This window comes from Tolypothrix campylonemoides VB511288_2, from assembly GCF_045999855.1.
Lineage (GTDB): Bacteria > Cyanobacteriota > Cyanobacteriia > Cyanobacteriales > Nostocaceae > Scytonema > Scytonema bouteillei_A.
The window spans coordinates 22454-37249 of record NZ_JBFPMW010000003.1 but is presented as its reverse complement, the minus strand read 5'-3'; the positions used below and the strand labels follow the sequence as shown (position 1 = coordinate 37249).

The 14796-nt window shown below is 41.9% G+C and carries 13 protein-coding genes; 9 read left to right on the top strand and 4 right to left on the bottom strand.

Going from position 1 to position 14796, the window contains the following annotated elements:
* The first annotated feature begins 139 nt into the window (after nt 1-139).
* From crtO to AB0756_RS09100, 3 genes are all read left to right on the top strand, one after another.
* Nucleotides 140-1834 carry a beta-carotene ketolase CrtO gene (crtO, locus tag AB0756_RS09110; RefSeq protein ID WP_038075634.1) on the top strand — a complete coding sequence of 565 codons (1695 nt, stop codon included), beginning with the start codon at nt 140-142 and terminating at the stop codon, nt 1832-1834.
* A 125-nt stretch (nt 1835-1959) separates the two neighbouring features.
* On the top strand, nt 1960-3057 hold the full coding sequence (locus AB0756_RS09105; protein WP_038075476.1) for a saccharopine dehydrogenase family protein: 1098 nt from the start codon (nt 1960-1962) through the stop codon (nt 3055-3057).
* Between the two features lie 209 nt (nt 3058-3266).
* On the top strand, nt 3267-3635 hold the full coding sequence (locus tag AB0756_RS09100; protein ID WP_137986236.1) for a hypothetical protein: 369 nt from the start codon (nt 3267-3269) through the stop codon (nt 3633-3635).
* Between the two features lie 71 nt (nt 3636-3706).
* Here AB0756_RS09100 and AB0756_RS09095 read toward each other — a convergent pair whose 3' ends face one another.
* On the bottom strand, nt 3707-5008 hold the full coding sequence (locus AB0756_RS09095; protein WP_038075470.1) for a cation:proton antiporter: 1302 nt from the start codon (nt 5006-5008) through the stop codon (nt 3707-3709).
* 113 nt (nt 5009-5121) lie between these two features.
* Here AB0756_RS09095 and AB0756_RS09090 point away from each other — a divergent pair, with 113 nt between their 5' ends.
* Nucleotides 5122-6246: a glycosyltransferase gene (locus AB0756_RS09090; RefSeq protein WP_237265828.1), complete on the top strand. Its 1125-nt coding sequence runs from the start codon at nt 5122-5124 to the stop codon at nt 6244-6246.
* 39 nt (nt 6247-6285) lie between these two features.
* Here AB0756_RS09090 and AB0756_RS09085 read toward each other — a convergent pair whose 3' ends face one another.
* Both AB0756_RS09085 and AB0756_RS09080 read right to left on the bottom strand, forming a co-directional pair.
* The gene (locus AB0756_RS09085) at nt 6286-7593 is read right to left on the bottom strand and encodes a hypothetical protein (RefSeq protein WP_038075467.1); all 1308 of its coding nucleotides are present in this window, start codon (nt 7591-7593) and stop codon (nt 6286-6288) included.
* A 16-nt stretch (nt 7594-7609) separates the two neighbouring features.
* Complete coding sequence (locus AB0756_RS09080; RefSeq protein ID WP_038075465.1) at nt 7610-8278, bottom strand: hypothetical protein; 669 nt, start codon at nt 8276-8278, stop codon at nt 7610-7612.
* Between the two features lie 183 nt (nt 8279-8461).
* Between AB0756_RS09080 and AB0756_RS09075 the strand changes: the two genes are divergently transcribed.
* The 5 genes from AB0756_RS09075 (at nt 8462) to AB0756_RS09055 (ending at nt 14152) form a co-directional block, all read left to right on the top strand.
* Entirely contained in the window at nt 8462-8620 is a 159-nt protein-coding gene (locus AB0756_RS09075) for a hypothetical protein (protein ID WP_167844619.1), read from the top strand.
* Nucleotides 8621-9461: 841 nt separating this feature from the next.
* The gene (fni, locus tag AB0756_RS09070) at nt 9462-10517 is read left to right on the top strand and encodes a type 2 isopentenyl-diphosphate Delta-isomerase (RefSeq protein WP_038075462.1); all 1056 of its coding nucleotides are present in this window, start codon (nt 9462-9464) and stop codon (nt 10515-10517) included.
* Nucleotides 10518-10559: 42 nt separating this feature from the next.
* Nucleotides 10560-12395, top strand: coding sequence for a signal peptide peptidase SppA (sppA, locus tag AB0756_RS09065; RefSeq protein ID WP_038075460.1), 1836 nt, complete (start codon nt 10560-10562; stop codon nt 12393-12395).
* 302 nt (nt 12396-12697) lie between these two features.
* On the top strand, nt 12698-12949 hold the full coding sequence (locus AB0756_RS09060; protein WP_038075458.1) for a hypothetical protein: 252 nt from the start codon (nt 12698-12700) through the stop codon (nt 12947-12949).
* Nucleotides 12950-13174: 225 nt separating this feature from the next.
* Nucleotides 13175-14152 (top strand): RsmB/NOP family class I SAM-dependent RNA methyltransferase, encoded by a 978-nt coding sequence (locus AB0756_RS09055; protein ID WP_038075454.1) that lies wholly within the window; start codon nt 13175-13177, stop codon nt 14150-14152.
* 207 nt (nt 14153-14359) lie between these two features.
* Here AB0756_RS09055 and AB0756_RS09050 read toward each other — a convergent pair whose 3' ends face one another.
* The gene (locus AB0756_RS09050) at nt 14360-14761 is read right to left on the bottom strand and encodes a PPC domain-containing DNA-binding protein (RefSeq protein WP_038075451.1); all 402 of its coding nucleotides are present in this window, start codon (nt 14759-14761) and stop codon (nt 14360-14362) included.
* Between the last annotated feature and the right edge of the window lie 35 nt (nt 14762-14796).

Sequence of the window (14796 nt, the reverse complement as noted above, 5' to 3'; positions counted from 1 at the left end):
GTCGCAGTTTTCCCATATATAAAAGTTGTTTAAAATTCTCTGCCTTAAGGTTGGTTGCACTCAAAACTGGGGAAAGAGTTATATTTCTGACTTGCTTTCTAATATCTGGGAAGAAACACTCCTAGTCAAAGTTACAGTTATGGAAACGTATGATGTAGTTATTATCGGTGCAGGGCATAATGGTTTGGTCTGTGCCGCATACTTACTTAAAGCTGGTTACAGCGTTTTGCTTTTAGAAGCTCGTTCTATTCCCGGTGGCGGTTCCACAACTGAAGAACTTTTAGCCAAAGAAGCGCCCGGCTTTAAATTCAACCCTTGCGCTATCGACCACTTATTTATTTTCCTCGGACCAGTTATCCAAGAATTAGAACTACATAAATACGGTTTGGAATACCTTTGGTGTGACCCGGTTGTTTTTTGTCCCCATCCAGATGGCAAGTATTTCTTGGCCCACAAATCAGTTGAAAAGACTTGTGCGGAAATTGCCCGTTGGAGCGATCGCGATGCCAAGAAATATAGCGAATATGTCAATTATTGGCAACGATTCATTAGTACCGTCACGCCCTACTTCAATGCACCACCCAAATCTATAGTTGACCTTTTGGGAAATTACGACTTGAAAAAACTGCAAGACTTGTTTTCTCTCTTAGGAGGTCCCAATGAAACGCTAGATTTGCTTCGTACAATGCTTTCTAGCCCCCAAGACAATATTAATGAGTATTTTGATTCCGAATTTCTCAAAGCACCTCTTGCCCGACTATCTGCCGAACTGAGTTCACCCCCTTCCCAAAAAGCAATGTCCTTCGGAGCGATGATGATGGTCATGCGTCACCATCCAGGTCAAGCACGACCCCGTGGCGGTACCGGGGCATTAACAGAGGCTTTAGTAAATTTAGTCAAAAGTCAAGGTGGTGTTATCCTCACCGACCAAAGAGTGGAAAAAGTTTTAGTTGATAACGGTCAAGCAGTTGGTGTCAGAGTCGCAGGTGGCAAAGAATACCGAGCCAATAAAGGAGTGATCTCAAATATTGATGCCAAACGCTTGTTTTTACAACATATAGAAGCTAGCGATGTAGATAGCGCCGACCCAAATTTACGAGAAAGACTAGCTCGCCGGATTGTTGACAACAACGAAAGCATCCTCAAAATTGACTTGGCTTTAAATGAACCACTGCGATTTGAACGTCACGAACACAGGGATGAGTATTTAATCGGCTCTATCTTAATTGCAGATTCTGTAAACCATGTTGAGAAAGCTCATAGTGATTGTACCCAAGGAAAGATTCCCGATGAAGACCCATCCATGTATTTAGTCATGCCCACCGGACGCGATCCATCAATGGCACCTCCAGGAAAGCATACAGCATGGATTGAGTTTTTTGCTCCTTATCAAATTTCAGGTGCAGAAGGCACGGGGTTAAAGGGTACTGGTTGGACTGATGAACTGAAAAATAAAGTTGCTGACAGGGTCATTGAAAAACTAGCAGAGTATTCCCCCAATCTCAAACATTCCATTATTGCCCGTCATGTGGAAAGCCCTGCCGATCTCTCACAACGCTTGGGATTTTACAAAGGAAATTATTACCACCTAGACATGACTTTGGAACAAATGTTGTGTTTCCGACCTCTGCCAGAAATAGCAAATTATAAGACTCCAATTGAGAATTTATATCTAACTGGAGCAGGAACCCATCCAGGTGGTTCTATTTCAGGATTACCGGGGCGTAACTGTGCGCGTATTTTCTTGCACGACCGACATCCAATAGCACAAACATTGAAAGATGCAGGAGAATCGATAAAATCTACTATGGCATCTGTCTTTAGTCGAGAATAGGAGAGATAACGGATGAGAGGAAATTTTTTCTTCTCTCCCTTATTCCGTATAGCTCATACTCAATACCGATGACAAAGATAGCGAAAGGTTGATGTAATGAAAATGCTGTGGATAATACTGGAGCAATGACAGATCGGGTTTTGATTCTTGGAGGACGCGGACGGATTGGCAGTAGCGTTGCTCGAGATATTCTCACTCATACACAGGCAGAAGTTACTATTACTGGACGTACCCCAGATAATGAAAGCCCCAATCCGCGAGTTCATTATTTGGTTTTAGATTTGGCAGATGTGGATAGACTTAGGAAGGCGATCGCATCTTCTAATATAGTTATCCACTGTGCGGGTCCGTTTCATTATAGAGACGCTAACGTTCTTAAAATTTGTATTGAAGAAGGCGTTGACTACGCTGATGTTAGCGATCACCGTTCTTTCACCAAAAAAGCTCTAGAGTACCATGATGCAGCTGTCAAAGCGGGAGTGACAGCAATAATTAATACAGGCATCTTCCCCGGAATTTCTAACAGCATGGTACGTCAGGGCGTTGAACAATTAGAGAAGCCAGAAAAAATTCATTTAAGTTACTTAGTCTCTGGTTCCGGTGGTGCTGGAATCACCGTAATGCGAACAACCTTTTTGGGCTTGCAAAAACCTTTTGAAGCTTGGATCGATGGTGATTGGAAGTTAGTCGAACCTTACAGCGATCGCGAAAACATTGATTTTCCAAAACCATACGGTCGTAGTGGAATTTATTGGTTTGATATGCCAGAAACCTATACACTGCCTCATGCTTATCCATCTGTCAAAACCGTTATCACCAAATTTGGCTCCGTTCCTGATTTTTACAATCACATGACATGGATAGCTGCTCATATTTTTCCCAAATGGGTCATGCAGCAGCGAAGTGCAATTGAATTTTTAGCTCATGTCAGTCACTTTATGACGGATGTCACGAATCGCTTTAGCGGTATCGGTGTAGCAGTTCGGTCAGAAATTACCGGGCAAAGAGATGGAAAAGACGCTGTTTTTTGCTCTACTCTAGTACATGAAAACACAGCAGTTGCTTCTGGTTTTGGTACGGGTAGTATTGCTCAAATGCTATTGGATGGGAAACTAAAAAAACCCGGTGTTACACCAGTAGAAGAAGCATTACCAACTAAACTATTTGAACAAGCCATGCAAAGCCGAGACGTCAAAATTCATCATGAATGGTTGCGCTCCTAAATAAAGTTTGAATTTACAGCAGGTTACACGCTAGGTTTTTTAGTCTCCAACTATCAAGCTAAAATCCAAAATAAAATAACCTTTCTTTTGGTAGAAGTCAAAGTAGCATTCAGACACGTAATATTCGTGTGTGTATTAGAGTGTGTATAAATAATTATGCATACACTCAGAAAATTCAAACCTACAACATACAATTAGGAGGCAATTATATGCAAAGATTTTTAGCTATCTTCAATAAAGCATTACGTCAAAGCATTGTTGTTTTAGGGTTGATGCTTCTTATCAGCGCATCGGGTTTATTTTTTTTTACTCAGCAGCCTAGCTATGCCATAACATCTCGTGCCAATCAACTCACACCAGAAGAAAAAATTGACCGCGCATATGAATACAGCGAAGCAACTGGGCTGCGAGAAGAAGATCGACAAAAAGCTTACGAACAGGCTGTCGAAGACTCTAACAAGCCACAAACTGTAGAAAAGACTTACGAAAGAAATTTAAAAGCTGAAGAACAACAAAACCAGAATTCCAATCTCCTCGAACAAGCCAAAGAATTAGTCGATCGCGTTACAACCAAATAAACATCGCTTGGGGATAGGAGATTGGGAATTAATGATTTGTCGTCATTGATAATTCCTTCTCCCTCATCCCCTTATTCAAATTCCTTCACCGTAGCTGGGGGTGAGGCATTGCTATTTTTGGGAGAAAGATTGCGCTCGTACCAATTCATCAGTGGAGTAGAACTAATGCCATGCACGAGCGCGGACACGACTATCGTAGTGTAAACAATCCAACCGATTTGCTCGCCAAGACCGTTTTTCAAACCATTCCCATATGCGTAGGCAAGATAGTATAAAGAGCCTACACCTCGAATACCAAACCAGCCAAGTAACCAACGAGTTCCTGGGTGCATACTTCTATAATGCCTGTGTCCTGATGGTTGACCAATTGTGCTTATCCATGCACCCACTGGTCGAATAACAAAGAACAGTAAAGCTATCACTAATAAAGATTGGGTAGCATAAGTTAGCATTGGTTTAAATAACAAAATTGAACCCAAAATTAAAATAGTTCCAATTTCTAAAAGCTTTTCCAACCGTTCTACAAATTCCAATTGTGCAAGTGATTTTTCCGATTTTTTATAACTTCTTTGAAAAACTAAACCAGCAACAAATACTGCAAGAAAACCATAACCATTAACGAATTCTGTTAGTGAGTATGTCAGTAAAATTGTCCCCAAAGCAATAAAATCTTCCATTAATGAATCAGCAGGGCGTCGTCGCTGAATTTTTTTATCAATCCAAACTATAACTTTAGCGACGAGAATACCCATACCTATGCCAGCAGCGATCGCCCACACTAAATCAATAGCAACCCATTGTTTAAACCAGTTGTCCCAATTCTTATCTTTTAACGAATAAATTCCAAAATAAACAAAAGGAAAAGCAAGAGCATCATTTAAACCACCTTCTGATGTTAAACCAAAACGTAACTCATCTTGGTCATCGACATCAGTTAATTGCACCTCTGAAGCCAATACCGGGTCAGTTGGGGCAAGAATAGCTCCTAGTAAAATTGCCTCTCCCCAATCCAGACCTAGGAACATTTTTCCAACAACAGCAAGCCCAAAAATAGAAAATGGCATTAAAAATCCAATGAGCCGTACTGTAATATTCCAAGCCCCTATTTTTAGCGGACGGAGAATTTTTAATCCACAACTAAATACAGAGACAATAACAACAAATTCTGTTATTCTTTCTAACAATTCGGCATTGAAAACTCCTTCCCGGCGTAATTGAATGAGTTTAAAGCCATAAGGACCGAGAAGAATACCAACTAAAAGATAAATCAGAGCAAAAGAAAGAGGTAAGCGTGAAATCCAGCCAGATAGTAAGGTAACAACTAGCAACAATAGACCTATAATAAATAGATTGATAATATAAACATCTATCATAGAAACTTATATAAAAACTAGGGAGTTGCAATGAAAGTCTAATAGCAATCGCTTTTATTTCTTAATCACCTTGCGATAGATTTGTCATAAAGACTTTATACAACCTAAAAATAATGATACGTGTAGTTACTTATACTGATTCAGCTGGAATTGGAGGTGCGGAAATCAGCCTCAAACACCTAGTTACTAACGTGTCAGCAGATTTTCACGTAACTGCAATGGGTACCAGTCAGTTAGTCATTGATGCTATTGCAAGCAAGAATCCGCAAGTATCTCAAGTGGTATTACCTGCGAAAGGGATTCATTCTCTAACAGCACACCTTCAAGCACTGCATCGCTTGCAACCAGATATAGTACATATCAATATTTGTACTCCTTGGGAATGTGCCATTGGTCTTTTCGCCGCTTTAACATTGCCAAATGCTCGTGTCGTGCGTGTCGATCAACTGCCACTACGAACAACTGATGCAATTAAGCTATGGCGTACAAGGGCGCTATCACTGCGAGTTGACGCTCATGTGGCAGTGGGTGAAGCAAGTGCAAGACGCATGGAGGACTTTTATGCGTTGGGTCGTCGTACCGTAATTTCTATCCCTAATTGCGTTCCGGACATGATACAACAACCCAATCTCTCAAATAAAGAAGATGAGAGATTGGGGTTTTCGGGGCAAAAAATAGTTATTGGTTGCACGGGTCGGCTAGATGCGATGAAGGGTCACGATATCTTACTCAGAGCTATTGCTCAAATTGAAGGAGTTCGGGTAGTGATTCTAGGCGAAGGTGGACAACGTACAGATCTAGAAAAGCTTGCAGTGGATTTGGGAATAAGCGATCGCGTTGATTTGCCAGGATGGGTAGATAATCCTCGCGATTGGTTACTACAATTTGACATCTTTGCCATGCCCTCAAGATCTGAAGGTTTTCCACTAGCAATTGTTGAAGCAATGCTTGCAGCCCTTCCTGTAGTTGCAACGCGTGTGGGCAGTATTCCAGAAGCCGTCACCCATGGCGAAACCGGGTTACTTGTGGATCAAGATGATGTTGAAGGTCTTGCTGCTGCATTGCAGCATTTAAAAGAAGACTGCCAATTACGGTTGCGATTTGGTCGGCGGGGACAAGATATAGCACGGCGTCAGTTTACTGTTGAGCGCATGGTCAACAGTTATGAGCGTCTGTGGTGTGAGTTGATAGAAAAGCCCCAAGTTCCTCGATTGTATATTCCACAACCAAAAGAGTAAAGGCGCAATACCGCGCCCCTACTAACTATTAACCACTAACTACCACCGCACTTGTTTCCTACAAACACGAGAACTTAAAAACAAGACAATCAACAGCAACAAATAAGGCGAGATTGCTGATGACTCCGGAATTCTTTCGACCTTATCTCCTGGTGGGTAAATCACACTTGGAGTACAAGGAATCTCGATCGCTTGATTGGAGTCACCAGGTAAACCGCACCCACTAGGAGTTGTTGGCGGAACAGTATCCGGTGTTGTTGTTCCTACAGTTAAGGGTGGTTGACCAAAAGCGCGATCTCTATCTCCACCTCCACCACCTAAAGATAAAAGAAGCAGTAATAAAACAAGCCCGCCACCCCCAATTAACCAGCCTCTTAAGGAGTTACCAGAACCTTGTTGGACAACAGCACTGTCTGGAACTATATTTTCTGGGCTTGGACTTTCTGGAATTGTAGAAGGAACATCAACAGCGATCGCATCTGGGGATAAGAAAACTGGATTGAGCCCTACAAACACATCCGGAGAGAGACCCTCACCAGTCAGTTGGTCCAACTCTGAAGGAATTCCAATATTTGGGCGTCCAAATTGCGTACCTTCTGTATCAAATGGTATGGAGAGAACATTGAGAATGCTATCTTTCAGCAGCCGGCTATCGCTAGTGCTTAATGCTTGTTTTGCTATAGCAATTTTCTCCAAATAAAATTTGGTCATATCTTGCGGCAAATTTAAAGAATGAATTTGCTGCTCGATATTAGGGATTTTTGCCATTTCCTCATATAGCAAGCGTCCAAAAGAATACTTCAAGTTCAGCAATCCACTGCGAAGGTCAAGTGAGTCACCAGATCCCTGCAATGGTGTCCAATAAAAATTTTTAGTGACCAGTCCCAAACCCGAGACAGGAGCTTGTTTCACCGTCCCTCCCAGAAGATACCGATATCCATCTACTACTAGGGGGCTGTCATCTTGCCAAAATGAAGCATACGGCATTCGATCCAAATTGGGATTATTGTTGTAAAAGGCAGCAAATTTCCGGAGATTTTCTTCTCCTCCAGCGGCTTTTACCAATAGGTCTTGATAACTCGGTCCGTTTCTAGCCTCTAATAATTCTTCAATGACTGCTGCAGTTTTGTTACAGTTGAGACCGTACCCGATCGCACATCCGGGAATACCTCGCATTTGGCTCAATTTTTGCCCTGAAATCTGGTATTGAAGATAATTCGTTTCCAGTCCCCGTTGGACTCCATAGCGACCAAGATTTAACTGACCAAATGCTTCCTGAGTAGGAATGAGTACGGATGCAAAACAAGAAAATGTAATTGTAATTTTCTTCGCCAATGGCTTTAACAAGATCCACCTCCATCAACTAGGGTTTCTTCAAATCTCTATGCTCTAAAAACACTGGAGAAGAACTTAAGTTCTGGGGTTTGTCAAGGTTAATCGTAATGGCGGTCCCCTTCACATTTCCCTCATTAAGACGGTTGTAAAAAACGAACGCACGACTGGGTTGATTAAAGAGATAGCCCCGTTCTGAAGGTTTTATCTTCCCTTGCTTGATGAGTGTAATAAAGGTTTTGATGTATTCTCGTATGTCAAGTAAGTTCTTGGAAGTTGCGCTTGTGTGATTTTGGATGAGCATGAGAAAAAAATCCAAACTGCGGCTGTCTTGTTCCTCAATCATGCGATCGTTTTCTAAAAAAGAACTTGCTACAAGTTTTTTCTCAATCTGTTGAACCTTAAAAAGAGTGTAATAGCGCCCTGATTTTTGTGGATCGCTAACGTAACAGACCCAAGAACCATCTTGAGTCTGTATAAAACCTTGCTGTGCGAGGTAAGAAAGTAATGATTTACTTTTTTCACTTGCGGGCGGTAGTAATTCACGTACAGTATCAAAAGAACAAATCTTCTGTAGTGTTGTCTGTGTTCTTTGTTGGGGATTGGTTGGAGCCTGTTGTGCTGTTGCAAAGTGAGACAGACTCACACATGCAGACACAGACAGAAAAAACTTGCTAATCCAAGAAAGACTAACATTCATAGAACCCCCAAGGCAGAAACCCACGAGGATGTGACTGACTTAGGAAGGCACGTCCGTCCTTCAGGCGTGGGAGGAAGCCGAAGCACGCCAGATACTCCTTTTGGGGAGACCCCAAGACCGCACTGGCTCCCCTTTAGGGTCAGTCTCGCTTTTTTAAAATGCATATGAATATCCATCCTTTTTATGGATTGGTTGACAATATTTGTAACTAATAAGGTGTGGGTTGCTTACAACATTGGTGTGTGGGTGGCAATAGAGATCTGTGGCGAAGTCTTTCACGACGATCGCCATTTTGAGATAACCAAAAACACAAACCGCTATTCTAGAGTCATTTTCAGATGAATAACCGACCTTATGGGGTAGGCTTCCTCACCCGCCTTCTTTAGAATGTACGCACCTTCACTCTGACCAAAAGAACATGGTGTAGTTCAATGACTTGAAAACTGCTGTAACTATAGAAACGGGAATAGTACTTTTGCTCAAAACTAGAAAATTGGCGCTACATCAAATATTTAAGCTATATCAGCTCCAACAGCTGAGCTTTGCTGTGGGGAACTGACAATTATCAAAACTTATCCAACAAGTAGCTTGCTATAGCAGTTTTCATTTGAGTGAAGCACATATTTATTTGCATCCATCAGCGTACATCTGCGGTTCTTTAATGTTCGGTGTATTCCACTGACTCAAAAAGCACTATATTCTACCGCTAGCGAATTTTCTGGCGAACAAAATTTAGACCTCAATGCAGCCATAGAGATTTTTCCCTTTCCTTATTCAATACTTGAGCAAAGATGCTTGTGCGGACAACGTAATCTCTCTAGCCTAGCGTGCTCGCACCCGTTGTTGATGCCGTTTAACAGATTACTTGACCTTAGGTTTGGACAAATTGTATTGTCTTACCCTTTCCCCCTGATGATGCTTAACTAGCTCGAGCGATTGAGAACACATTTACAATGCTAGCACCCTCTTAAGTAAATTTTATTTTACTAGCTTTTAAGGCATCAATGATGCTGATTTGACCTCATGCGCTTTAGAGTCGAACAAGATAAAACAATATAGTAGTTCGTTAAATATTGCAAGTAGGTTTGCTAGTTTTTGATGATTAAATCGGGTAATCTTTTGGCAGTTCGGGAATAAGACTGAGACAATGAGAGTGCAGTCATAGCCATAAGTTACACCGCTCGTGAACTCTCAAAAAATCACTTCCGCAGCAACACAGTCTCGCAAAGCAGATCACATCCGTATTTGCCTGGAACAAGATGTTCAGTTTTATCAAACGACTCATGGATTGGAAAACTACCGCTTCACTCATTGTTGTTTACCAGAAATAGATATTGACGAAATTGAGATTGGAACAAAGTTTTTAGGCAAACAACTTGGTGCGCCCCTACTGATTTCTTCAATGACTGGAGGAACCGAACAGGCGGGAGTCATAAACCGTCGCCTTGCGGAGGTTGCCCAGCACTATAAATTCGCAATGGGCGTAGGTTCCCAACGAGTAGCGGTGGAAAAACCTCAAGTTGCTGAGACTTTTGCAGTTCGGAAATATGCTCCTGATATCCTGCTGTTAGCTAATTTGGGAGCAGTCCAACTCAACTACAATTACGGTTTGGATGAATGTAAAAAGATAATTGATATTTTAGAAGCTGATGCCTTGATTTTGCACCTCAACCCCTTACAGGAGTGCATCCAACCCAGAGGTGATAAAAATTTCAAAGGATTAATTGACAAAATCAATAAATTATGTGTTCAGTTGCCCGTACCGGTGATTGCAAAGGAAGTTGGGAACGGGATCTCAGATACCATGGCACAAAAGCTCCTTGCGGCTGGGGTCAAAGCAATTGATGTAGCGGGTGCTGGAGGAACTTCTTGGGCAAAAGTGGAAAGCGAACGGGCGGAAAATGCTTTACAGCGACGCCTGGGAAGTACGTTTGCCGATTGGGGTTTGCCTACTGCAGAATGTATTACCAGTATTCGTGCGATGGCACCTCATGTTCCTTTAATTGCTTCGGGAGGATTGCGTAATGGATTGGATGTAGCAAAAGCACTCGCTTTAGGGGCAGATATAGCAGGATTGGCTATGCCTTTCCTACAAGCAGCAGCTGCTTCTGACGCGCTTGTTCGAGAACTAGCAGACGTATTGATTGCTGAAATTATAACAGTGCTATTTTGTACTGGCAACGCTACACTAGATGAACTAAGGCGTTCCAAATGTTTACAACGCATAAAATCAGTCTAGAGAAGTGCTCGATGACAAACGACCAATGACCACTAACTAAAAATGCGTAATTTTCTCAAACAAACTTTTGCCAGCTTAGTAGGTAGCCTCTTGGGGTTATGTATCTTTTGCGGTCTGGGTACCACTGGGCTACTCTTGCTGCTCTTTGCAGCCGCCTCCTCTAAAGATGTTGGTCCTTTAGTAAAAGATAAGTCAATGCTAGTTTTTGACTTGTCTATGAACATTACTGATGGCGAACCCAGCACAAGCGAATTGCTGGAAAAAGCATTATCAGGTGAGGAAGTCAACAGAATGTCTCTTCGCAGCGTTCTGGATGCTCTGGAAAAAGCACGTCTTGACAAGCGAATTGTCGGTATTTACTTGGACGCCAGCCGTGCTTCGCAAGCAAGTGTTGCAGGTTTTGCTACCCTTAAAGAAATCCGCCAAGAACTGGAGAAATTCCGCACTGCAGGCAAAAAGATTATCGCCTATGGCTCGGATTGGGGAGAAAGGGAATATTACCTGAGTTCGGTGGCAGATAATATTGTGGTTAACCCTTTAGGAGCTATAGAAGTTAATGGTTTGAGTACACAACCCATGTTTTTTGCAGGAGCATTGCAAAAGTATGGTGTTGGCGTTCAAGTGGTTCGAGTTGGTAAGTTTAAGGGAGCAGTTGAACCTTATGTTTTGACAAAGCTCAGTCCGGAAAACCGCCAGCAACTTCAAACTTTATTAAATGATGTTTGGGCAGAGTGGCGAACAACCGTAGGGTCAAGTCGTAAAATAGCTCCTTCCCAATTGCAAAATATTGTTGACAATCAAGCGTTGTTACTAGCAGAGCAAGCTAAAGCCAATCGTTTGGTGGATAAGGTAGCTTATTTTGATGAAGTTGTTTCAGACTTGAAAAAGCTAACTGATAGCGATAAAGATGAAAAAACATTTCGCCAAATCAACATCAATGAGTATGCGGGAGTTCCTGGTAAATCTTTGGGTATAGAACGGGAATCGAAAAACAAAATCGCTGTTGTTTATGCTGAAGGTGAAATAGTCGAAGGTCAAGGTGAAAGTGGAGAAATAGGAGGCGATCGCTTTGCCAAAATCTTCCGTCAGTTGCGCCAAGATAAAAATGTTAAGGCTGTTGTGCTGCGAATTAACAGCCCTGGTGGAAGCGCTACCGCCTCTGAGGTGATGCAAAGAGAAGTGCGGTTGACTCATCAAGAAAAACCCGTAGTAGTATCTATGGGTGACATCGCTGCTTCTGGGGGCTATTGGATTGCTACTGACTCCAAACGGATCTTCGCAGAACCCAATACCATTACAGGTTCTATTGGTGTCTTTGGAGTGCTGATCAATGCTCAAAAATTGGCAAATGGTAATGGAATTACCTGGGATTCAGTCAAAACAGGGAAATACGCTGACGTTCAAACAGTAGCTCGTCCCAAATCTACAGAAGAACTGGCACTATACCAGCGCAATGTTAACCGCATTTACAGTGTATTTGTTAATAAAGTCGCACAAGGTCGGAAACTGTCAGAGCAAAAGGTGGTTGAAATTGCTCAAGGACGGGTTTGGTCGGGTGTTGCAGCAAAGAAAATAGGTTTGGTGGACGAGATTGGGGGTTTGGATGCTGCCATTAAATATGCTTCAACAGCAGCCGATTTGGGCAACAATTGGGAGGTCAAGGAGTATCCCCGATTGGGAACTCTTGAGGAGCGATTGTTTGGAAAAGCAGCACAAGAGACACGAGCGCTTTTGGGGATAAACAATATGAAACTGAAAGCCCCAGATCCATTGATGGCTGAATTTGAAAAACTTCAAAAAGAACTGGCGATCGTACAAAAGATGAACGATTCGTTGGGTATTTATGCTCGCCTACCCATTAACCTCTTGATTGAATGAGCATTAACACACCGATTTCCAATTGAGAGCAGTACATCCAAGGGGTAGCAACTGTTAGTTGATTGCTACCCACTTCTACCCATTGTTAGTCGTCTTTGGGAAGTGATAGCGCAGCTGCTTTAGTTTGGGCGCGTCCTGGTGGAATGGGATTGGACCATGAGAGAATGCCAGCGAGATACGCCTTTGAGAGTTCGATTCAAACCGATATTTAAGTTAGCTAGATATTATGGGGTCAAAACTACTGACAAAAACGGTAAGGGCGTGTAAAGTAGTTTTGATTGAATAACAATTTACCAAATTTTATGCAACTGCCTAAAGACATAAAAACTAAACGCCTTCTTCTTCTTGTGTTTTCTTGTAGTATAGCTGGTGTCATCGTAGGTGGTACTTCAGCTTGGGCAGAAACCAATATGTGCTTGCAAGCCAATACAGTCACTAGTGAATGTATAACTCAAGACCCAGGAATGAAAACTATAGAGGGAATGGCAACTGGGTTAATAGCTGGAGCAGGTGCAGCTGTTGGTGTAGCATGGCAGCACCGACACGAAAACTAAAAGTGACAAATATCAGCTTCCTAACTGAAGTTGATTATAAATATTATTTATAGATTGACAGATTTTATAAAACTCGAAAGGCGGGCACTGCTCGCCTTATCAAGCTTTCTGTGGAAATTGCTCATTTACTATGTATTATTAATACATATGGTCTACTTGCCTGCTTACGCGATCGCTGATGATTTCGTTATGTTTGGGTCAGTGGGACTTTTTTTGGAATGAATGATGAAAGTGTATTCTAATTTATTACTTAAACTGTCGCGACATTTATTTACCAATGCAGGGGAACAAGAAAAATTTATTGAAGCCTTAACTCATCCACAGCGTTTTAATCCTTGTATCCTTTGGTGCAAACAAAAGCCTGAAGTATCTCCTTTTGTTACTGAAATAGCAATGCCTTGGCAACCGAAATTTATAGACCGTTTATCTTTAGGAGAAAAACCCGGACAGAATTCTCTACACGAACAAGGGTATTTTTACTGTTTGGATTTTTCTTCTGTCTTTGCTGCTTCTGTATTGTTGGCAATCCCTCAACCTGTCAATCTTGTTTTTGATATGTGTGCTGCACCTGGAGGAAAAAGTGTTTTTGCTTGGAAAAGTTTGCAACCAAATTTATTGATTGGCAATGAAGTGATTGGCAAACGGTTGGGAATGTTGATTTCTAATCTGAAACGCTGTGAGGTGGAACCTTCTATTGTCGCTAGCAAAGATTCAAGTTTTTTTGCTGATACGATACCTTTATCGAGTCGTTTAGTGATAGTAGATGCTCCTTGTACCGGGCAGTCTTTACTTGCTAAAGGAGAAAAAGCACCCGGTTGTTTTCATCCAACTGCTATTAATAAAAGTGCTAACAGACAGAAAAGAATTATAGCAAATTCTGCACGTCTTGTTGCCCCTCAAGGGTATCTTGCTTATATGACTTGCACCTACTCCCCAGAAGAAAATGAGGAGGTTTGTGAATGGTTTTTACAAAGATTTTCTCAGTTTAAAGCTGTGGAAGCAAAACATTTAGAGGGATATCAGTCACATTTAACGGCTTTGCCTTGTTATCGGATGTTTCCTCAGAATGGTTTGGGTGCTGGTGCTTTTACGGTGTTGTTTCAGAATACGGAGGAAGGTGAGGAGAAGGTTTTGGATGTGGAGGTTTTGCCTGCAGTATGGAAGAACATGAGCCACAGAGGAGCAGAGGGCGCAGAGAAGTAAGGTGAGGAAAAGAAGGATTACTACTTGAGTTCGGGAGCATCCCAATTTGGCGCATTGCCCTCAGAATAGAATTCTAGGGCTATACCAACCAAGTCCCTCTTGGTTCTTGATTGAAGCCTGCGTAGGCAGGCTTTGTTTGTGTAGCCGCGATTTCCAATCGTCGGCGTTTTTTCACTCATTGGGATGCTCCCCTTTACTTCAGGCTTTTCAATCGTTTTTTCTGATAATTTCTAATTCGTAGCAGCCTGTTTGCTCATCAGGTGTTCTTAGAAAAGCATATTCTTCACTAATACCAATGACTATTTCGGCTGTTGTGTAGATGATGCATCCACAGTCAAGATGTCCGCCAATGGTTTTTCCTTGTCGGTCAGAGATAGCAATATGGAGATGCACTCCAGTTGTTGCTATTGTTCCGTTAAGAGAAAGAATTTCAAATTTGTCAGCTAAGAGGGTGCTGTTGTCTTGGTTGGCAAAGCGAATTTTGGCTTGTTTCAGACTGCCAATAGCAGTTACGATAAACCCTGCTTTAATGTTTTTTAGGCTGGCAAAATTCTTTAAACTTTGTTTTAAATCTTCATCTGGTTTTAACCGCAGAGGATATATTCTCATGGTCCTATAAATCTTTAGAATACCTTTATTAAATA

Excerpts from the sequence above, each read along its gene's own strand:
- crtO (WP_038075634.1), top strand. The coding sequence starts at position 140 with ATGGAAACGTATGATGTAGTTATTATCGGTGCAGGGCATAATGGTTTG.
- AB0756_RS09105 (WP_038075476.1), top strand. The coding sequence starts at position 1,960 with ATGACAGATCGGGTTTTGATTCTTGGAGGACGCGGACGGATTGGCAGT.
- AB0756_RS09100 (WP_137986236.1), top strand. The coding sequence starts at position 3,267 with ATGCAAAGATTTTTAGCTATCTTCAATAAAGCATTACGTCAAAGCATT.
- AB0756_RS09095 (WP_038075470.1), bottom strand. The coding sequence starts at position 5,008 with ATGATAGATGTTTATATTATCAATCTATTTATTATAGGTCTATTGTTG.
- AB0756_RS09090 (WP_237265828.1), top strand. The coding sequence starts at position 5,122 with ATGATACGTGTAGTTACTTATACTGATTCAGCTGGAATTGGAGGTGCG.
- AB0756_RS09080 (WP_038075465.1), bottom strand. The coding sequence starts at position 8,278 with ATGAATGTTAGTCTTTCTTGGATTAGCAAGTTTTTTCTGTCTGTGTCT.
- AB0756_RS09075 (WP_167844619.1), top strand. The coding sequence starts at position 8,462 with ATGGATTGGTTGACAATATTTGTAACTAATAAGGTGTGGGTTGCTTAC.
- sppA (WP_038075460.1), top strand. The coding sequence starts at position 10,560 with ATGCGTAATTTTCTCAAACAAACTTTTGCCAGCTTAGTAGGTAGCCTC.
- AB0756_RS09060 (WP_038075458.1), top strand. The coding sequence starts at position 12,698 with ATGCAACTGCCTAAAGACATAAAAACTAAACGCCTTCTTCTTCTTGTG.
- AB0756_RS09055 (WP_038075454.1), top strand. The coding sequence starts at position 13,175 with ATGAAAGTGTATTCTAATTTATTACTTAAACTGTCGCGACATTTATTT.
- AB0756_RS09050 (WP_038075451.1), bottom strand. The coding sequence starts at position 14,761 with ATGAGAATATATCCTCTGCGGTTAAAACCAGATGAAGATTTAAAACAA.